At 40.5% G+C, this 19650-nt stretch carries 20 protein-coding genes; 9 read left to right on the top strand and 11 right to left on the bottom strand.

Annotated features, from left to right (window positions below):
• Positions 1-169 precede the first annotated feature (169 nt).
• From kynU to A6755_RS07535, 6 genes are all read left to right on the top strand, one after another.
• Positions 170-1447: a kynureninase gene (gene kynU / locus A6755_RS07560; RefSeq protein WP_063590311.1), complete on the top strand. Its 1278-nt coding sequence runs from the start codon at positions 170-172 to the stop codon at positions 1445-1447.
• Between the two features lie 87 nt (positions 1448-1534).
• Positions 1535-2956, top strand: a complete 1422-nt coding sequence (locus tag A6755_RS07555; RefSeq protein ID WP_063590310.1) for an amino acid permease — start codon at positions 1535-1537, stop codon at positions 2954-2956.
• A 46-nt stretch (positions 2957-3002) separates the two neighbouring features.
• Positions 3003-3857: a tryptophan 2,3-dioxygenase gene (gene kynA / locus A6755_RS07550; protein WP_034309592.1), complete on the top strand. Its 855-nt coding sequence runs from the start codon at positions 3003-3005 to the stop codon at positions 3855-3857.
• Between the two features lie 39 nt (positions 3858-3896).
• Positions 3897-4523 carry an arylformamidase gene (gene kynB, locus A6755_RS07545; protein ID WP_063590309.1) on the top strand — a complete coding sequence of 209 codons (627 nt, stop codon included), beginning with the start codon at positions 3897-3899 and terminating at the stop codon, positions 4521-4523.
• A gap of 145 nt (positions 4524-4668) precedes the next feature.
• Entirely contained in the window at positions 4669-5301 is a 633-nt protein-coding gene (locus A6755_RS07540; RefSeq protein WP_063590308.1) for a LysE family translocator, read from the top strand.
• 144 nt (positions 5302-5445) lie between these two features.
• A complete protein-coding gene (locus A6755_RS07535; RefSeq protein WP_063590307.1) occupies positions 5446-5793 on the top strand; it encodes a hypothetical protein in 348 nt (115 codons plus the stop codon).
• 39 nt (positions 5794-5832) lie between these two features.
• On the opposite strand, the gene A6755_RS07530 is transcribed toward A6755_RS07535, so the two are convergent.
• Together A6755_RS07530 and A6755_RS07525 are read right to left on the bottom strand one after the other, a co-directional pair.
• Positions 5833-6684 carry an MBL fold metallo-hydrolase gene (locus A6755_RS07530; protein ID WP_063590306.1) on the bottom strand — a complete coding sequence of 284 codons (852 nt, stop codon included), beginning with the start codon at positions 6682-6684 and terminating at the stop codon, positions 5833-5835.
• Positions 6685-6817: 133 nt separating this feature from the next.
• Positions 6818-8245, bottom strand: coding sequence for a phospholipase D-like domain-containing protein (locus A6755_RS07525; RefSeq protein WP_063590305.1), 1428 nt, complete (start codon positions 8243-8245; stop codon positions 6818-6820).
• Between the two features lie 196 nt (positions 8246-8441).
• Between A6755_RS07525 and A6755_RS07520 the strand changes: the two genes are divergently transcribed.
• On the top strand, positions 8442-8888 hold the full coding sequence (locus tag A6755_RS07520) for a hypothetical protein (RefSeq protein ID WP_063590304.1): 447 nt from the start codon (positions 8442-8444) through the stop codon (positions 8886-8888).
• A gap of 498 nt (positions 8889-9386) precedes the next feature.
• Here the strand turns inward: A6755_RS07520 and A6755_RS07515 are convergent, their stop codons facing one another.
• Together A6755_RS07515 and A6755_RS07510 are read right to left on the bottom strand one after the other, a co-directional pair.
• Positions 9387-9947, bottom strand: coding sequence for a peptidoglycan-binding domain-containing protein (locus tag A6755_RS07515; protein ID WP_063590303.1), 561 nt, complete (start codon positions 9945-9947; stop codon positions 9387-9389).
• A 650-nt stretch (positions 9948-10597) separates the two neighbouring features.
• Complete coding sequence (locus A6755_RS07510; protein WP_244889649.1) at positions 10598-10768, bottom strand: hypothetical protein; 171 nt, start codon at positions 10766-10768, stop codon at positions 10598-10600.
• A gap of 192 nt (positions 10769-10960) precedes the next feature.
• Between A6755_RS07510 and A6755_RS07505 the strand changes: the two genes are divergently transcribed.
• Positions 10961-11734 (top strand): alpha/beta fold hydrolase, encoded by a 774-nt coding sequence (locus A6755_RS07505; protein ID WP_063590301.1) that lies wholly within the window; start codon positions 10961-10963, stop codon positions 11732-11734.
• Between the two features lie 53 nt (positions 11735-11787).
• On the top strand, positions 11788-12420 hold the full coding sequence (locus A6755_RS07500; protein ID WP_377307262.1) for a DUF2238 domain-containing protein: 633 nt from the start codon (positions 11788-11790) through the stop codon (positions 12418-12420).
• Between the two features lie 25 nt (positions 12421-12445).
• On the opposite strand, the gene A6755_RS07495 is transcribed toward A6755_RS07500, so the two are convergent.
• The 7 genes from A6755_RS07495 to A6755_RS07470 form a co-directional block, all read right to left on the bottom strand.
• Entirely contained in the window at positions 12446-12901 is a 456-nt protein-coding gene (locus A6755_RS07495) for a DinB family protein (protein WP_063590299.1), read from the bottom strand.
• A gap of 686 nt (positions 12902-13587) precedes the next feature.
• Complete coding sequence (locus tag A6755_RS26580) at positions 13588-13737, bottom strand: FbpB family small basic protein (protein WP_095679135.1); 150 nt, start codon at positions 13735-13737, stop codon at positions 13588-13590.
• Positions 13730-13897: a Fur-regulated basic protein FbpA gene (locus A6755_RS25930; RefSeq protein WP_084737527.1), complete on the bottom strand. Its 168-nt coding sequence runs from the start codon at positions 13895-13897 to the stop codon at positions 13730-13732. Before A6755_RS25930 ends, A6755_RS26580 begins: the two co-directional genes overlap by 8 nt.
• Entirely contained in the window at positions 13818-14429 is a 612-nt protein-coding gene (locus tag A6755_RS07485; RefSeq protein WP_063590297.1) for a flavodoxin domain-containing protein, read from the bottom strand. The genes A6755_RS25930 and A6755_RS07485 overlap by 80 nt, the downstream gene beginning before the upstream one ends.
• A gap of 261 nt (positions 14430-14690) precedes the next feature.
• Positions 14691-15293: a nitroreductase family protein gene (locus tag A6755_RS07480; protein WP_063590296.1), complete on the bottom strand. Its 603-nt coding sequence runs from the start codon at positions 15291-15293 to the stop codon at positions 14691-14693.
• 51 nt (positions 15294-15344) lie between these two features.
• Complete coding sequence (locus A6755_RS07475) at positions 15345-15995, bottom strand: DsbA family oxidoreductase (RefSeq protein WP_063592484.1); 651 nt, start codon at positions 15993-15995, stop codon at positions 15345-15347.
• Positions 15996-16242: 247 nt separating this feature from the next.
• A complete protein-coding gene (locus tag A6755_RS07470) occupies positions 16243-19278 on the bottom strand; it encodes an efflux RND transporter permease subunit (protein WP_063590295.1) in 3036 nt (1011 codons plus the stop codon).
• Positions 19279-19650: the final 372 nt, after the last annotated feature.

Raw genomic sequence — 19650 nt, 5'->3', positions numbered from 1 at the left:
TTATTCCTCCCTTTATCTTCTAGCATAAAGGATTTCCATAAAATAAAAAACATTTGTTGGAATGACAGCTTGAGTGTTTATAATTTTCTGAATTAACTTATTGACACTGTGTCATATTCTTTGGTACGATTCTCCTAGAATTTAAAAAAACTAAAATAGGAGGATGATTATGGTTTCTGAATATACATTGGATCATGCTAAACAAATGGATGAGAATGATACGCTTAAAGGTTTTCGAGAAGAGTTTTATTTAAAGCCGGATTCCATCTATATGGATGGAAACTCATTGGGGCTTCTTTCGAAAAGGGCTGAACGCACTCTTCTGGAGTCTTTGGAAGATTGGAAAGAGCATGGGATTGATGGATGGACGCAAGGGAATCACCCATGGTTTTTCATGGCTGAGAAATTGGGCGCGAAGATGTCCCAATTGGTCGGAGCTTCTCCCGAGGAAGTTATTGTAACCGGCTCCACAACTGTAAATCTGCATCAGCTTGTAGCTACTTTTTATAAGCCTCAAGGAATGCGCAGAAAGATTTTGGCTGATGAATTAACCTTCCCGACTGATATTTATGCTCTTCAAAGTCAGCTGCGTACACATGGATACGATCCGGAAACCGATCTCATCCGCGTGAAAAGCCGTGATGGCCGATTTCTTGAAGAAGATGACATCATCGAAGCAATGACCGATGACATCGCTTTGATCATCTTGCCGACGGTCCTGTATCGCAGCGGTCAAATACTGGATATGAAACGATTGACTGATGAAGCTCATAAAAGAGGCATTGTAATCGGATTTGACGGATGTCATTCCATCGGTGCCATCCCGCATTCATTCAGCGAATGGGATGTGGATTTTGCGTATTGGTGCAATTATAAACATTTAAATGGCGGCCCTGGCGGTGTTGGCGGTTTATATGTAAATCGAAAACATTTTGGGACGATGCCTGGATTGGCTGGATGGTTCGGCTCCAAAAAAGATAAACAATTCGATATGGAACATACCTTAACACCAGCTGAATCAGCAGGAGCGTATCAAATTGGCACGCCGCATGTGTTAAGTTGTGCACCTTTGATTGGGTCTTTGGACATTTTTATAGAAGCTGGAATTGAAAATATTCGTGAAAAATCCCTGAAAATCAATCAATATTTAATGGATTTAGTCGAATTCGAATTGGAAGACATGGGATTTTTCATTGGAACCCCCAGAGAAGACATCCGCCGCGGAGGTCATGTAAGCCTCGAGCATAAAGAAGCTGCACGGATATGCAAGGCATTGAAAGAGAACGGTGTCATTCCCGATTTCCGTGCACCTAACATCATTCGCCTCGCCCCGGTTGCACTCTATACTTCTTATGCGGAAGTTTGGGAAGTTGTACAAATACTCAAGAAAATCATGTCAGAAAAACAATATGAAAAATACAAGAATGAGCGTGAAGTGGTCGCATAACCCGGAGTTCCTCCAGATGGGGCTCATCCCTCAAATGGTTAATTAATTAGGCAGGATAAAATCTTTTTGATAAAAAGGAGATGAACTATGGAGAAAAACAATACTCAATTGAACTTTAAAGATGAGCCAGAAAAAGGATTAAAGCGAGAGCTGAAAACAAGTCAGCTTTCCATGATCGCGATGGGCTGTGCCATCGGGACGGGGCTATTTCTTGGCAGCGGACTTGCGATTCAAGCGGCAGGGCCAAGTGTATTGCTCAGCTATGCTCTTGGGGCGTTCATTGTCTTACTATTGATGGGCTGTTTAGCTGAAATGACGGTTGCCCACCCTACTTCCGGATCTTTTGGGGCCATTGCGGAAAAGTACATGAGTCCAATGGCAGGCTATCTTGTCCGCTATTCCTATTGGATTGGCAATGTTTTGGCTGTTGGGGTTGAAGTAAGTGCAGTCAGCGTATATATGAATTATTGGTTTCCGAACGTGCCGGGAATCGTATGGATATTGTTCTTTGCAGGTGTCTTGATTTATGTAAATGCTACCAGCGTGAATACATTCGCGACATTTGAGTATTGGTTCTCCTTTATTAAAATAAGTGCCATTGTTGGTTTTATCCTACTTGGAGCCTATGTACTGTTCGGTTCATCCGAACAGCCGCATATAGGACCGGAAAACTTCGTGAATGACGGCGGTTTTTTCCCATTTGGTTTGAAGGGGATGTGGATAGCCGTATTTATTTCTTTATTCAGCTTTCTTGGAACTGAATTGATAGCGGTTACATCAGGGGAGGCAAAAGATCCGGATGCCGCCGTCCCAAAAGCATTAAAAGCGACTGTGTTCCGTTTATCCACTTTCTATGTGCTGACAATCGGCATCATGCTGATGATCGTTCCTTGGAAAACGGCCGGGATCGAGGTAAGCCCATTCGTAAAAGTGATGGAAATCCTGAACATTCCAGGTGCATCCGGGATCATGAACTTTATTATTCTAACGGCTGCCATATCTGCCATGAACGCTCAGCTCTATGCTTCAACACGGATGATGTTTTCATTGGCACGCGGAAAACATGCACCTACTTTTTTAGGAAAGTTAAACAAAAGCGGTGTTCCTACGAAAGCCCTTGCTGTCTCTTCAACGGGGATATTCATCGCTGCAGGCGTTCATGCGTTACTTCCTGGTTCATCCTATGCTTTCATGATGGGGATTTCCATGTTCGGTGCCATGTTCACATGGCTCATGATCTTCATTTCCCATTTGTTTTTCAGGGTGAAATGGGAGAAAACCGGCGGACGCAAATTACCTGTTAGGATGATCGGTTTCCCCTATTTAACGATACTAGGAGCCGTTCTTCTATTCAGTTTGATGATTACATCATGGTTTACGGATTTCAAAATCATGCTTCAATTCGGGATTCCTTGGTTACTTTTTTTAGCTGTTGCTTATTTTATTTCAAAAGGAAGAAATATTAACCATAATGTAATGGAAGAATCTCTGGAAAAGAAGATAGAATAGAATGGCGGAATAAATAGTTTTTTGCGAAAAGTGAGGAGATTGCGGAATGAAAAATGTGGAAAACAATGAACAAACAATAACGGGTCTAGAGAAAGAAATTCAAACCGACTTTCAAAAATCGATGTCTTACGGAGATTACCTCCACCTTGATAAAATTTTAACCAGTCAGCATAGATGCTCCGATCATCATGATGAAATGCTTTTTATCATTATCCATCAAGCGAGTGAGCTATGGATGAAGCTCATTTTACATGAGTTGACAGCAGCAACAGAGTCCATCCGCCAAAACAAGTTGGAACCTTCGTTTAAAATGCTGTCGCGGGTTTCGAGGATTCAGCAGCAATTGATCCAGTCATGGAATGTCCTTTCAACTTTAACACCGGCTGAATACATGGAGTTCAGGGATAAACTGGGACAATCTTCCGGATTTCAATCTTACCAGAATCGTTTGATTGAATTTGCATTAGGAAACAAGAATGTCCATACGCTATCCGTCTATCAGCACCAAACGGATTTATACGAGCAAATGCAGCAGGCCCTTCATGAGCCAAGTATATATGACGCGGCGATCAATGCTCTTGTGGCACGCGGATTACCTATTGATCAAGAAGCCCTCAGCAGGGATTGGTCCCAAAGATATGAACCAAATGCCAGTGTAGAAGAGGCATGGCTGACAGTTTACCGCGATGTTGAGCAATATTGGGACTTATATGAGCTGGGGGAAAAGTTAGTGGACATCGGCCACCAACAGCAATTATGGCGCTTTAATCATATGACCACAGTGGAAAGGATTATTGGTAATAAACAAGGAACGGGCGGATCATCAGGTGTAACGTATTTAAAGAGAGCATTGGATCAACACTTTTTCCCAGAGCTATGGAGTCTAAGAACGAAGCTATAAGATATTCAAGAAACAGCCAGTAGGGACGGAGGTAAATGCATGGGGACATGGATTGATATTTCACAACGTCTGGATGATAACGTTGCAGTCTGGCCTGGAGATACACCTTTCTCTTATAAAGTCAATTGGAGTAAAGAACAGAGCGGATCTGTCAATGTAGGTCAAATCAATATGAGTATCCATACCGGTACCCATATTGATGCACCTTTTCATTTTGATGATGATGGAAAAAGAGTGATTGATTTGGATCTCGACTTATATATGGGAAATGCCCGAGTTATCCATTTACCAAACAAGACAAGCATCGGAGTCGATGAATTATCCCATATAGATCTACAAGCCGTTACCCGTCTGTTAATTCGCACGGATGCATGGAAGGATCGAAGTGTGTTTCCACAAACCATTCCACATATCCAGCCAGAATTAGCGGCATATCTTTCAGAACACGGCGTCCGTCTAATTGGACTTGATTTACCATCAGTAGATCCACTGGATAGTAAAGAGCTGTCTGCCCACCATGAACTTGCCGATCATGGCATTCACATTTTGGAAGGACTTGTATTAGACGGTATCGAACCGGGTAATTATGAGTTGGCAGCCCTCCCTCTTCCTTTGGTCGAAGCCGATGGAAGTCCGGTACGTGCTGTGTTGAAAAAGTCACCCTGACAATATGTTTTCAAAAAACGAGCCAGATCAAAAACTGATTTGGCTTGTTTTTTTTGTAATCATTTACTATCAAATTTATCTCCCTAAACCACGTGCATCTATGTTATAATTTTCAGAATTCATCACTAAGAGTGGAGGTCCGAATATGGAAAACTTTTATTTATTCATCATCATGTGCATCCTTCTCATCATCTTACCTGGTCCAGATACAGCAATAGCCACAAGGAACACCGTTACCGTGGGGACTTCGGGAGGTTTTAAAACGATATTCGGCACATGCTGTGCCCTGCTCATTCATACATCTGCTGCCGTTTTCGGACTTTCAGCAATCATTGTGAAATCCGCTTTATTATTTTCCATCTTCAAATATGCCGGTGCCGTTTACTTAGTATATCTAGGCTTCAAGACACTATGGGGATTAAGGAATAAGCAAGTGGCCGCAGCGGCGGAAACGACGGTCAAAAGTAAGTACGAAAACCAGTCATGCTTTAAGCAAGGATTCCTTACCAATCTGCTGAACCCTAAAGTGGCCGTCTTCTTTTTAACGTTTCTGCCTCAGTTCGTGAATCCGGGGAATGATACGTTTTTACCATTCCTTATCATGGGCATGACGTATACCGTTTTAACTGCGTTGTGGTTTGTATTTTATATCTATCTGTTGAACCAAATCAGTGCTTTTATGAAAAAGCCTAGAACCCAAACGATATTCGAGGGGATAACCGGGACGGTCTTGATTGGTTTCGGGATAAAGCTTGCTCTAGAAAAAGCTCATAATTAATTTGAACTGCACCCTAATTGTTAGACATTGGAGGTGCAGTTTTAATATATCGGGGTTCTGGTATAGGTGTAGGGATTTAAGTACTTGCTGATTTACGTTACAAAAAACCATAATTTGGTTTTTAATGCAAGGAGGAAAAAGAACATGACAACCATTGAAGTTAAGAAAACAAAAGATATCGGATTAGGTTCACTTTCTTTCGTGCTATGTTTATTGGGAATATTGTTTACGTTTGAATTTGGCGATAAATCTTGCATGGGAGATCATATTTTACATACTATCGGACTTAGCTCCTGGTCAAATGGAGATTCAGGTATTCATTATACTGTGTTCTATTCGGCTATATTTTTCATCCCCTCCTTCATAATTGGTCATATATATCCTGATAATAGAGGAGCAAAAGCAGGGAAAATCATATCAGGCATCCTATCGGTTCTCACCCTTTCAGCACTAATAACGTTTATTATCTCTTTTTTATCGGCCTGGGTATGAGCCCAATAATGCCGAGCTCATACCCCACTTAGAGTTCAGTCACTCAACATACCCATTCACGAAAAATCCAATCGTTTCGAGCTCGTCCACAGTTAAATCCCGCTTTAATTCTTTAGCCAATTCCTGCTCCATTAAAGCCCGGTTTCCCCGATGTTCGACCACCGCTCTGGCACATTCTTTCATTAGCTTAAGCTCCGCCTCCATCTCCAGTTTCGTACGAGGCTGATCATGATGGGAAAGTATATAGGTTTCGGCATCATAGGCTTCTATTTTCTTAAGAAGCAGCAAAGCCTGTTCAGCCGTATAATTCCATTTTTCCGCATAAAGATTGGCATACAGGCAATCTCCCAGAAATAAGGTCTTTTCCTCCTGTATATAAATGATGCAGGAATCATTGGCATGGTCGCCGCCGACATGTTCGATGACACAGGTTATCTCGCCAAGATCGATCGTCATCGTTTTTTCAAAGATGATATCGGGCAGGGGAAGGGAAATCTCTCTATTCGTCCCATGTTCCAATTTGATTGCATCGGCACAAAAGGCAATCTCCGTTCCTTCTTCGACACGTTGGTCAAGGGCCTGATCTTCCCATGAAAGCTGCTGCATATCTTTAATGTTCGTGTATGTTTTTTCCTGACAAATCACCGGAATCCCGATATTCTCTAGTCCGAATACATGGTCCCAATGTGAATGGGTAAGCACGAGGAAATTCCCGCTTATATCATTCCGAAGCAATTCGTCCTCAAAGAGCTGCGCATGCCTGACAGAGTTACCGGCATCGATGATGAGCGTTTTCTTGTTTCCCGTAACGGCGGCAAGGACCGGGCGATCCGTTTCCTGAACTGGAGGCAGGTAGGCAATATGTTTCGATAGGTGCTGTAATGTTTGCATGTTTCTGTTCTCCTTACGATTGTTGTGATTAGCTTGCTCAAGTATAGCAAATTACATATGTATTCATAAGATAATCTCCGCAAAAGGCTAAAAAGACAACAATCACTAAGATTGCTGTCTTTTTAGTCATGTTTCAAATGAACCTATTGAAATATACCGTAATTTTCGAGAGGGCATTTAAAAAGGTGGCCTTAAAAAAGGACTCTTCCCTTTTCCGATCCTCTGGCAATTGTCTATATTTTTTATTGTCAGCAATGAGTGTACTATTTTTGATTTTTGAATCCATCGCTCCTATCAACTGCGCTGCAAATCTTTCACTATCGATGACCACCATCGATTCTGTATTTAAAAAGGCAGATCGAGAATCCAAATTGTAGGAACCCACTGCACTTAATCGTTGATCATAGACAACCGATTTACCATGCAAAGAATAAGGCTTTGAATATTCATATACCCTTGCCCCCGTCTCAACGACGCTATCCCTAAAAGCCAAGTAACCGGAAAAAGCGATCATGTTCGGGGTTGATGCAGCCGAGTTGGTAAGTATGGTCCAATCAGCCTTTGAATCCAATTGCTTCGGTACATATTCCTTCAAGGCATCCGCAGGGACAATATAGGGACTTTGGATGTATACCGATTGATTGGCGTTTGCAGCAATATCCAGTAAAGATCTCCACACAATGGGGTATTTGTTGAACCGTTCGATCGGATTATGAATGAAGGACACTTTTTTAGTAGGTGTAGTAGCCTTGCCCCAATCGACGACTGGGTTCACGAAATCGGTTTCAGTGCGCAAAGCTTTGCTGTATTTTTTCGCTAATGCATCTCTTTCGCGTTTTCCTTTTTCCGTTTGCCTTTTCGACAGGTCCGAAAAAATATCGCTCGTATACGGATGGGTCCATAATTCATCCAAATAGCCCTTCATTTCAACGATTACACTATCTTTCTCCTCTTTAGCATTGAAAATGAGTACATCCCTGTCATAGACAAAATTCCTCGGCGGTTTGCTTGCTAAGTACTTATCGGCAATATTCCTCCCTCCGATGATGCCTAACTTTCCATCTACCGTGATGATCTTGTCATGAAGGCGATTATGCCAGGTCCACGGCTTAAATGGCTTAAAGGTTTCGTAATATCTTAATTCAATGTTTTCATGTGAAGCCAATGCATAACGGGCACTGCTTAATTGGCCTCTGAGTCCATGAGCTATTCCATCCAGAAGGATTCGGACTTTGACACCACGGTCAGCCGCATCGATCAAGGCTCCAAGAAAAAGCTCGGTTGATTCGCCTTTTCCGAAAGCATAGTAGGCGATATCGATTGAATGCTGGGCCTCCTGGATCATTCGCATTCTGGCGAGTCCCGACTCATAACCGTCTTCGAAAAGCAGGACACGATCCAAGGTGGCTTCCTTCTCTCCCATATATTCACTTACCTGTTTAATCGGCCTGTCTTCTTCTTTTTCTGCTTTGGGGAAAAGAACAACAGCCGTCACAACTACATAAAGGAAATATAATAGAAGAACAAGTAAAAATCCTTTGATTGCCGTTTTTACAGTCATTGAGCACTCCCCTCTTAAGCGATATTTATTACTATTCGTAATATGCAAAGACTCTATTCAACATCTGCAGGCTTGATACATTTGACGGGGCAGCGAGCGGTGCTGAGTGGAACCGGGAGGATTTTTTTTCTTTTAAATGTGACAAAGTGGTGAACATGAAAGCAGTTGCATAATATGATATAGAAGGAGGGATTTCATGCTTAAACAACCTGATAGAATAAGTATCTTCAATTATTGTTTTGCATTAGGGGTATCAGAGGTTTTCTTTTTATCCAGCTTTTATCTTTCCATTCTGGACGTTTCATTATTTGCGATCGCTTTGCCATTTTCCGCTTTATTTCTAATGTTCTCCTTGTACCTATTCCTTCGAACGCACAAAGCAGTTAAGACCTTACCCAACCAGGATGAACGAAGAAGGGAAATACATGCATTCTATCATCAATCTTTCGGGATTTTCACGATCATTTTTTTCACTTTACTTTTTGTTGCATTAGCCTTCATTCCCTTGCTCGATAACGGAGGGCATCTCTATCTTCTTTATTGTTTACCGATGGCCTTGCTTTGTATGATTCCTGCGATTGTTTCTTATAAAGGGATGAAATTATTCAAACAGGAAAACGGCAGGAATTTAACGAAAATCTAATTGATTTTACTTATATTCAAGATTACATCCAGGTTTTTTAGTTGAATGTATAGGGAAAATGAGGATATAATAATAAATATAAAAAAAGACACTGGTTAAACCAGCGTCTCAATGAACAGCAAACTGCATAAAGAGCAGCGGCTTTCTGTGGTAAGTCAGTTGCTACTCGATCATGAAAGTAACCTTTTCCTACATACATCTGGCCGGATGGTATGGAGGGGGTTACTTTTTTAATGTAACCGCGATTACTGCGACGATTAAAGAGGCAAATGAAATCATTAGCATCAGTCCGTCCATAATAGAAATCACCAGCGACACCCCCTTTCTGAAAAGGAGTGACCGCTGCCCACTATACCAAATTGCTGTCCATTTACTATTATATCTGTATTTACTTGTTATTTATAGCCAAAAATAGATGTATTTAGTCTTCTTGATGCTTTACATAAAAAAAATCCCACTTAAAGTGAGAACCATTTTTGCATGTAGCATGTATATCCTTTATTGTTCCACTACACGGCCATCTTTATAAATGTGGAACCACCCAATCGTTCCTGTGCCGCCTTGATCGATCCAATCTTTATTAGCTGCTTTAAAGTTGTAATATGATTTTCCGTTGCCATCTTTCAGCAATCTGCCATCACCGCTGAATACGATGTTGCTGCCAAGCTTCTTCTTCCCTAACGCGATCGCGTCTTTCTCCGTGAACTGTCTTCTTTCCACCTTATTTTCATCTAAAGCAGCCCATGTCTTCGGTCCGACGATACCATCTGAAGCTAAGTTATGATCCACTTGAAACTCCCTTACCACATTTTGTGTTTGGGTACCGAAAATCCCATCAACACCTACATGATATTTAACATCTTTAAGGCTTTGCTGTAAGTCTCTTACATAACTTGAACGTGAGCCTTTCTTGAGGGTCGGGCGTGTTTCCGCCTTCGTTTCGATTTTCTGGATTTGACTTCCCTTTGATGCCGCTTCGGTATTTGAAGTCCCCGTTCCTAAAGGAGCCAACATCAAAGCAACTGTTGGAATCATGACCAATAATTTTTTCTTCAACACATATAACCTCCATTCAAATGATCACTCCTGCAGGTTTCTGACACTTCCCTTGGAGCCCATTCATTATAACGCAAGGAGTTATTTTATTGGTGTTTTATTACTTTAATTATAAAAAATGGTAAATATGATTCATCGTGTCATTTCCAAAAGCCAGCATATGATGGAAGTCCCGTTTCATGAATAAAAACAAGAGGGGGTTTACCTAGGTGTGCGAGACTCCTGCGGGAAAAGCGCGTGCCTGGAGCGGAAATCACGTTCATATTTTACACTCCCTCAAAAAAACTAGGCAATCTTAATTAATATCGAGTTTGTCTACAGTCTGAAGAATATCACCCCATTCAGTTTGTATACACAAAAGGGGTTCGGAAAACATATCTTTCAACACATGATGATGTTCCCAAACCAACACCTTCAACTCCTCAGGTATAGTTTCTAACTAAACGTTATAACATAGTTGATTGGAGAGGAAGGTGCGAGACTCCTGCGGGCGCAAGCCGAGGAGGCTCCCTGACCGCCCGCGGAAAGCGAGCGCCTGGATCGGAAATCAACGTGCAAATTGTACAAACCGCAAAAAAACTGTAGACATACTCGATTTTCATCGAGTTTTGTCTACAGTCTAAAATCATCCCCTATAGGAGGTGATTTTGTTTTTATTGATTTTCTGGCTGTTGTTGATTCTGCCCTGGCATCCCAGTCCCCATTCCCATCAAGTTGGTGGCAAGCGGCACCATATTTTTCATTTTCCCGCCTTTGCCGCTCAACATTTGATATGTGGCAATACCTATTCCAACCGAAGCGACAACTGGTAAAATTTTATCCATGTTTGCTCTCATTTACATCACCTTATTTTTTATATTTTTGTTCATTGCCTGAACTCTTATATCTTGTTCAAAAGAACCCTAAAAATTCAATTAGTTCGTTACCAAAACAATTAGTAATAAAAACATGTTAAATAGGGAAAATTCTTTCAGGAGGGATATTATGCAAGTACTCTTCGAATGGGGTGAATATTCATGCCAATGTTAGATGCGGACGGCATCAGCTTGCATTATTCTGTTAGGGGTAAAGGGGTTCCTATTGTTTTTATCCATCCTCCTGTACTGACCAGTGTGAATTTCGAATACCAATTGGAGAAATTATCCGAAGAATTCAAAATCATCACTTTTGATATTAGGGGTCATGGAAGAAGTCAGTATTCAAGACAGCCAGTAACTTATCCCCTGATTATAGAAGATATCAAACATCTGTTGGATCATTTGAAAATTAAAAAAGCATTCATATGCGGATACTCGACAGGCGGCTCCATCGTATTGGAATTCTTGCTGAGTTGTGCCGACAGGGCTCTAGGTGGAATTGTAATAGGCGGAATGTCCGAGGTGAAGGATACATCTTTAAAGCAAAAGATTTCTTTAGGCATATCACTTGCCCAGAAAAACGCAGTTCCCATTCTTGCGCTTTCCATCTCATGGAGCAATTCGAATACCATTAAGCTGTTCAACAAAATGTTTAATGAAGCCCTAAAAGGAGATGCCCGTAATATCGAGCAGTATTACCATTATAGTTTGCATTATACCTGTACCCATCAGCTTGGGAAAATCAATCTTCCAACTTTACTGATCTATGGCAAACAAGATAAACCAATGTATCGCTATGCACATTTATTGCATGAAAAATTGCCCTATCCGGAATTAAGATTCATTGATCATGTAAAGCATCAAATCCCTACAAAAGCGGCCAATGAATTAAATGAAAGTATTAAGCATTTTATCCATTCACAATCCGATTGATTTTTCCGATTGCAATTCAATCTTTTGCGATCTACATATCATAAATTTATGGAGTGAAAAAATTGGGAAGAGATAAAGGTAGACTGATTCATTTATTATTTCTATTGCTAGTCACTGCAGTTTTTATTTGGTCAGTGATTAAGCCTGAAGGATACTTGATATGGACAATGGAAGTCCTTCCTGCCGTAGTGTTTCTGATTTATGTCATGGCCACATATAATAAATTCCGCCTCACTACATTATCCTATTTCGTCATTGCCGTTCTTTCAATTACCATGTTCATCGGTGCCCATTATACGTACACAAAAGTTCCTCTATTTAATTGGATAAAAGATCATTACGATCTACCCCGGAACCACTATGATCGGTTTGGTCATTTCCTAAAAGGTTTACTTGCGATTGTGATTAGGGAAATAGTAATCCGTAAAACTCCCCTAACAAAAGGACCGTGGTTATTTGCTGTCACAGTAAGTTTTGCGCTTGCCATTGGAGCACTCTATGAAATCATCGAATGGATAGCTGCCATCATTTCAAAAGGCAGAAAAGCTTCAAAGGACTTTTTAGGAACACAAGGTGATATTTGGGACGCACAATGGGATATGGCATTAACCTTGATCGGCTCTATCATCGTATTGTTCACCTTGTCCAAACTTCATGACAAGCTGTTGCGAAAAGTGAAAAATTGAATTAAAAAAGAGTGACCTATATAGGTCACTCTTTTTTAATTAGGATTTGATTGTTAATATGATGTTCCATATGTTCGAGATAGTCTTTTATTAGCCACTCCAATGATTTTAGTTGATTATTTCCTATATCACAAAGATTAGATAATCTATCATTTGGTGTATTCGTTATTATATGAATGATTTGCTTATTTAAAGCACAAAAAAGGTTAACGATCTCATCCAATGGTCGCTCTTGGTAATTCTGGACTAATACCCATTGGTCTTGATTATATGATTGTATAACATATGGGTGTTCTTCGTACTGCATCTTGATGAACCTATTCATATTGTTCAATGCAGAATCGCATAGATGTCCTAAAATCTCTTTTTTGGACCATTTGTGTGGCATTGGCCGATGATTTAATTCTTTTTCTGTCATCCGGTTGAACTCTTCAGGTATGAAGCCTATCCAATGATTGATTCCATCTATTACATTTTTCAATTTGCACTCCCCCTAAGTTTTACCTAAAGGATTTTTATTCGGCAACCAACCGGAAAATACCTCCTTCTTTTGTTGAATATAATCAACATCGTTCAATAACAGAACCAAAAGAAAAAACCGAAATCTACAAAAGGATTTCGGTTCAGACTATAGAGTTTTACATGCAGTTTTTTTCTAACAGACATGCCAGTTGATTTCAGAAATCCGCTCCCTTTCGACTGCCTGCCAAGCCTCCCAGACGCAAGCGTTTCCGGGGTCTCGACTAGCCAGTTTTTCGGCAGGAGTGTCGCATATTTCTTCCATCCATTAAGGATGACAGGAAAAAAATATGAAGGATAAACTAGTCTTAAATAGGGTTTGGAATAAGACGAGCCAGCAGTTTTTTCTTTTAAAACTCAAAGTTGACTGGAGCGGGTGTTCGAGACTCCTGCGGGAAAAGCGTGGCAAGGGAGACCCCGCAGGCGCGCCGAGGAGGCTCCCTGACCGCCCGCGGAAAGCGAGTGCCTGAAGTGGAAATCTAAATTTTACACCGCCAAAAAAAAAACTGTGGACAAATTGATTTCTATCTTTTTAAACAAAGTTAATTGTAAAGGGTGTTCGAGATTTCAGCGGGGAAAGCGTATCCAAGCTTTGACCCCATAGGCGCAAGCTAGTGACTGGAGGCAACGTTCAAATTTTTTGACCAATCATGATTGTACTTGCTTACTGCCCTTTTTTTCATTGATGGCTTTCTGATCGATTTTTGTATAGATGCGTTCCACTTCGATTTTGTCATGCAACAGAAGCTCGCGGTTTTCTTTTAGCAGTTGAGTATAAGATTTCCTTCTTCTAGACATTTTTTAATTCACCTCTCAATTGATTGAATTCCTTCTGTAAAACTACGATCGGAAGCTCGTATAGTTGTTTATTATATTTTTTAAAAATCCCGAATTTCAGAAGTTCTTGTATAAGTTCTTCTTTTTTTGCTTCTCCCTTTGCACTTGATTGGGTAATCATCAAGGACCCTCCTTAACAAAAATACAGACTTTTGGTATTTGGGGCTGCCTAGCATCCGATCCCACATGGAGAATCTCCACTTTTTCCTATTGCTTCCCCATATAAGGGCATGCTCTGCAAAGTCTTCGCATTTCCTCCATTGTTCGTATGTACTGCTTTCTTGGTGTAGTTTCAATACTCGATCATATACATCAAATCCAAATCGCTTCATTTTATCCGAAAGGATATCTATCGCGGCGCAGGGCTTCGAATGAGTCAGGTCGCCGGCACCAAAGAGCGCAACTTTCACTCCAGCAAAGTCCACTTGGTCAATTTCTTCATAAAACTCGTTTGCTTCATACGGTACATCTTCAAGATTCCATGTATATAAACCAATAAAGGCCAAATCAAAGTCCTTTAAAGCATCAACTTCAACAGTATCCAATCTTTCCATATATACTTCACAGCCGACAGCCTTCATTCTATTCTTTATGTTTATAGCCATTTTCTCGGTATTACCGGATAAACTGACATAACCAATGAATACCTTCATCTATATCACCTTCCTAATTGAGAATTAATTTCATTACACACTTCACTATAAATGAAAATGATTCTCATTGTCAATTATTTACCTCCGTTATTATATGCTGATGAATATTAGGAACGTATATTTCAGCTTCATTTTCCTTGTTTGTAATGCTGCTGGGACGTTCAAACTCATTCCTCGAAAAAAAGAGCCCTTTTTACTCATAGAGTAAACGGGCTTTCGATTAATCTAATAATCTATTATCCTAAATCTTTAATCTTATAATTAATAAAATTTTACAATTTCTTCGAAAGGTAAGAACGTTTTTTCTCCTGGTTGTTCATTCGGCTCACCAAATGGCATTTGAGCTATCAACGACCATTTGCCTGGAAGATCCCAAGTTTTCATCACTTCTTCATCAATGATCGGATTATAATGCTGTAAAGATGCCCCTATGCCTTCCGCTGTTAAAGTCATCCATATTGCATACTGCAGCATAGCACTTCCTTGATGGGACCAATATGGAAACTGTTCTATATAGGAGGGGGCTTTTTCTTGCATTTGTTCTATCGTTTCTTGATTTTCAAAGAATAGAATGGTTCCCACTCCATCACGAAATCCTTGCAGTCGTTCCACAGTAGCCGCAAAGCTCTCTTCCGGGACACGGGAACGAAGTGTTTCTTTTACAATATCCCAGAACCTTTCATGCTGGTCATCCATCACCACCACCACTCGTCCGCTTTGCATATTAAATGAAGTTGGTGCATGTAAAGCGATTTTTAACAATTCATTGATTCTTTCCTTCGAAATATCATCGTTCTTTTTCACCTTACGGATGGAACGGCGATTGATGATTGCTTCTTTTACATTAGTTGTAGTTGCTGACATTTTGAGTCCTCCAATTTTATGTTTCATTTCATTTTATTTAATAAAAGGCTTTTAGCAGTTCACCTTGCCATCACATTGCAAGCCATCAAATTCATCCCGTTTATTTTTTGCTTCTTCCTTCTCAATGACTTGCGCTAGCCTTTCTTTGCTGGCTAGTCCTTGAATGACTTCATCACCAATAATGAACGTCGGGACAGCCCTGATATCTGCTTCTTCATAAGCATGTTTGAGTGCTTGCTGGTGCACTTCCCGATACTTTCGGGACACTAACGCTTCTCTAAAGGCATCTATAGGAAGCTCAACTTCACCCGCTAATTTTGTCAATACTTCAATATCTTCAATATTTTGTTCCTCTTGAAAAAACGCGGTAAATACTCTGTTGTGGAATTCGTTCCCTTTTCCGTGCTCCTTTGCAAAATGGCAGCCTTCGAATGCCAGATGTGTATATGGATGCGGGGAGACACGGGGTAAACGCATATCAACCCCTAGCTTTTTCGCAACAGGAAGAATGTAAGAATCCCATGAATTCAACTTATCGGGTTCCTTCCATGGATCAATTTTCGTATATGGACTCGGACGCAATTCAAATGGCATCCATTCCACTTCTACATCCTTTTCCTTCACGATTTCGTCCAAAGGCCCTTTACCTAAAAAACAAAATGGACAAATAAAATCAGAATATGCTTTAATTTTCACTGTCATCATATATTCCCTCACTTTTCAATATCAGTTAAACTTGTAACCAAAATAGTTACAATACAGAGCAAAAAAAATCAATATAATTACATGGCATTCAGTAACTGTACAGTCGATTGCTTCCTGCGATTGTTCACTACCTGCTGTAATCATTTTAGTTACAGGTTAGAGGAAAGTCAACCATTATTTTAAATAAAAAAAGTTTGTAAAGAAAAATTTGCTTTTCTCTACAAACTTTTTTATTAACACTTCCTTACATCTCGATTTGTTCGTTAACGGGTTCTCTCTTTTTCCTTCTCTGTTTTTTCGATTTTTTATAGTACAGCAATTCGTATATACATGGAATGACGATCAGTGTGAGCAGTGTGGAAACAGCTAGCCCGCCAATGACAACGATCGCCAAGCTTTGTGAAACCAAGCTTCCTGTTTCCGCCTTTTTATATAAAAGCGGCAGCATGGCACAAATCGTTGCTACAGCCGTCATTATGATTGGACGGAATCTTGTGGCTGTCGCTTCGACGATCGCATCACGGATGATCATTTTTTCTTCGTTTTGTTTGACTCGATCCAAAAGCACAATCGCGTTTGTCACAACAATTCCTATTAACATGAGAGCACCTAGCAGTGCTGTAATATCAACTGGAATTCGGCTGATAACCAATCCTAATACTGCTCCAATGGCAGCGAATGGCAAGGAAAATAGAATGGCAATCGGTGCTCTGATCGATTTAAAGGTTATAACCATGATTAAAAAGACAATGCCGATCGATATTAACATCGTAAGGAATAAATCGGAAAAATCATCTGTCTGCTGAGCACTGGCTCCGCCGACTAAAATCTCTACATCATCCGGAATACTAAGGCCTTTATTCTCTTTATCTCCAAATATCTCAAGATTTATTTTGCTTGCAATATCGGACAGCTTAGTTGGATCGACCGTTGCCGTTAATTGGAGATATGTTTCTCCATCTTTATGGAACTGCGTTGTTGCGCTCTCTTCGCTCTTTAAAGAAGCAACTTTTGACACTGGGGCTAGACCCCCGTCGGTCATGATCGGAATGCTTTTTAAATCCTCTGGTTTTTTAGGATCCAAGATTGGTTCAAGGACGACAGGAGTTTGCTTATCCTGTAAAATTATATGGCCGATAGGCGTTTTATTAAGCATGATACCCAATTGTTGGCCGATTTGTTCTGTATTGCCTTTAGCCGGATCTACCGTGAATGAATAAATGGTTTTCTTTTCATCCTGGTTCGTTGTAACCTCTTCGATTCCTTTAATATCCTGAATTCTTTCTTTGACATTATTGGCCGTACGTTCCAAATCTTCTGCATTACTGCCGATCACATCTATCGTAATGTTCGTCTTTGATGCTCCCATCATAAAGGAAGAGGCTTGGGCCGTAAGCTTCGCATCAGGATAGTTTTCTTGTTCCTTTTCCATTTTTTTCAGGATTGCATCTACATTTGCTTTATCCTTTACCAGGATGCCGAAAATCGCTTCTGTAGGTGATGCGACTTCTCCATATTGTGCTGTCTCGGGCGAGTTTCCTAATTGCATGAAAATATTATCCACTTCACTCATACCCTGCATCGTTTCTTCGAGTTCAATCGCTTTTTCCTTTACTTTCTCATAGGGCTGATCATTTGGATAAGTTAATGTCACGGAGACATAGTCTGCTGAAGAATTATCAATCGCCCCTTTTGGCATGGCAAAATATGTACCAATGGAACCGACAAACAACAGCATCGCAACAATCAGGACAACCCATTTATGGTTTAGTGACCAAGTAACCAGCTTCGTAAAACGCTTGGCCGGTCGATGTTTTGGCAGCTCCGTCCTTTTCAGCAATCCTGCGCTCATTAACGGAACAACCGTCAATGCCACAATTAATGAAGCCAGCAAAGAATAAGTGACAGTCAAAGCAAAAGGAAGAAGAAACTCCTGAAGCCCTCCATTCAATAAAGCAACCGGCAAGAAAACGGCAACAGTCGTAAGGGTTGAAGCTGTGATTGCCACTCCCACCTCTTTCGTTGCATCCATCACCAATTCGACTGAAATCTTCTCCTGCTGCATTTTCCGGAAAATGTTTTCAATAACGACAATACTATCGTCCACCAAGCGCCCGATCGCTACAGCTACACCGCCCAGCGTCAAAATATTCAGCGTCACTCCCGACAATGACAGCAAAAATAACGTAAAGCCAAGAGATAGCGGTATGGATACGATTGTAATGAATGTAGATCGTACATTCCGTAAAAAGACCATGATTACAATCGTAGCGAATAGCGCACCCAACAGAACTTCTTTTATCATCGTCTGAACGGACGTCTCCACCATATCAGCTGTAGATAAATAAATGGTCGATTTCTGGTCACTATACTTTTCATTAATTTCTTTCGCTACTTTTTCAACCTCTTTACTGATTGTGACAGCATTTGATTGACTGTCCTTGATAATGCTTAAATCAATGCTTTCCTTTCCATTAAAACGACTGATGAGGTTGCCATCATTCGCTTCTTCAACATTTGCTATCTCTCCAAGTGCGACATTCGGAGTCACCTTCAGCGCTTCTAATTTTTCAATACTTGTTAAATCACCGATAACCTTGATGTTACTTGCCTTCCCATCAATCACTTTTTCGCCTACGGCCAGAGCTGCATTCTGACCGTTAAGGACGCTCATGACATCTTGAATGGAGACTTTCTTTTTAGCCAATTCTTCATTATCCACTTTGACTGAAAGAATGGATTGCGAAACCCCGAATGTCTGGACATCCGAAACCCCTTTAATATCTTTATACAAAGGCTCCAATTCTTTCTTGGCAAAGTCTATATTTTCAGCTGTTAACCCATCCTTAAAAGTAACTGATACAAATGAAATGGGAATCATTGACGTATTTAACTGTGTAACAGTAGGCTTTGCCATGCTCTGCGGCAATGCTACACTGCCTAATGCTTCCTGAACATCAAGTTTCGCTTGTTTCATATCCGATCCGGCTTCAAAGAATAGATCTACTTTAGAAAAACCATCTCCAGTGGTGGAGTATATGGAACTCTTTCCTTTAACGCCCGTAACTGCCCTTTCAATCGGATCTGTAACTTGTGCTTCCATCGTTTTCGAATCGGTGCCCTGCCCCATTGTGATAATCGTAACTTGTGGATTATCGGCAGATGGTAAAAATTCCATCGGCAGTTTAAAATAACTGACAACTCCTATCATCAAAATAAATATGGTTACCAATGAAACGGCAGCCTTGTTCTTAAACGACCACTTAGTAAAAAACTCCACGCACTAATCACCCCTGAATAAAATTTATAAGAAAATAATTCCATTTCAAATCTTACCATATATTACTAATGTTGGAGTGTTAATTTTTTATTGATTTTTATATTTTTTTATGTCTATCGATGCGGAGAACTTTTTCCATATAAAAAAAGGCTGCACAGCAGCCTCCAGTTTTTAGACAAAAGGGGTTTCTAAATTTCAAAACAAAGTTGATTGGAACGTAAGGTACGAGACTCCTGCGGGAAAAACGTGTCCAGGGGAGACCCCGCAGGCGCAAAGGCGCCGAGGGCGGAACGCCCGCGGAAAGCGAGTACCTTGAGTGGAAATCAACGTTCAAAATGCACAAACCTAAAAAATGAAGAAACGCGATTATTT

Source organism: Peribacillus frigoritolerans (genome assembly GCF_001636405.1).
Classification (GTDB): domain Bacteria; phylum Bacillota; class Bacilli; order Bacillales; family DSM-1321; genus Peribacillus; species Peribacillus frigoritolerans.
Note: the sequence above shows the minus strand (reverse complement) of the source record. Positions and strands in the feature narration are given on the sequence as shown.

Coding starts and splice junctions, on each gene's coding strand:
- kynU (WP_063590311.1), top strand. CDS start 170: ATGGTTTCTGAATATACATTGGATCATGCTAAACAAATGGATGAGAAT.
- A6755_RS07555 (WP_063590310.1), top strand. CDS start 1,535: ATGGAGAAAAACAATACTCAATTGAACTTTAAAGATGAGCCAGAAAAA.
- kynA (WP_034309592.1), top strand. CDS start 3,003: ATGAAAAATGTGGAAAACAATGAACAAACAATAACGGGTCTAGAGAAA.
- kynB (WP_063590309.1), top strand. CDS start 3,897: ATGGGGACATGGATTGATATTTCACAACGTCTGGATGATAACGTTGCA.
- A6755_RS07540 (WP_063590308.1), top strand. CDS start 4,669: ATGGAAAACTTTTATTTATTCATCATCATGTGCATCCTTCTCATCATC.
- A6755_RS07535 (WP_063590307.1), top strand. CDS start 5,446: ATGACAACCATTGAAGTTAAGAAAACAAAAGATATCGGATTAGGTTCA.
- A6755_RS07530 (WP_063590306.1), bottom strand. CDS start 6,684: ATGCAAACATTACAGCACCTATCGAAACATATTGCCTACCTGCCTCCA.
- A6755_RS07525 (WP_063590305.1), bottom strand. CDS start 8,245: ATGACTGTAAAAACGGCAATCAAAGGATTTTTACTTGTTCTTCTATTA.
- A6755_RS07520 (WP_063590304.1), top strand. CDS start 8,442: ATGCTTAAACAACCTGATAGAATAAGTATCTTCAATTATTGTTTTGCA.
- A6755_RS07510 (WP_244889649.1), bottom strand. CDS start 10,768: ATGGATAAAATTTTACCAGTTGTCGCTTCGGTTGGAATAGGTATTGCC.
- A6755_RS07505 (WP_063590301.1), top strand. CDS start 10,961: ATGCCAATGTTAGATGCGGACGGCATCAGCTTGCATTATTCTGTTAGG.
- A6755_RS26580 (WP_095679135.1), bottom strand. CDS start 13,737: ATGTCTAGAAGAAGGAAATCTTATACTCAACTGCTAAAAGAAAACCGC.
- A6755_RS25930 (WP_084737527.1), bottom strand. CDS start 13,897: ATGATTACCCAATCAAGTGCAAAGGGAGAAGCAAAAAAAGAAGAACTT.
- A6755_RS07485 (WP_063590297.1), bottom strand. CDS start 14,429: ATGAAGGTATTCATTGGTTATGTCAGTTTATCCGGTAATACCGAGAAA.
- A6755_RS07480 (WP_063590296.1), bottom strand. CDS start 15,293: ATGTCAGCAACTACAACTAATGTAAAAGAAGCAATCATCAATCGCCGT.
- A6755_RS07475 (WP_063592484.1), bottom strand. CDS start 15,995: ATGACAGTGAAAATTAAAGCATATTCTGATTTTATTTGTCCATTTTGT.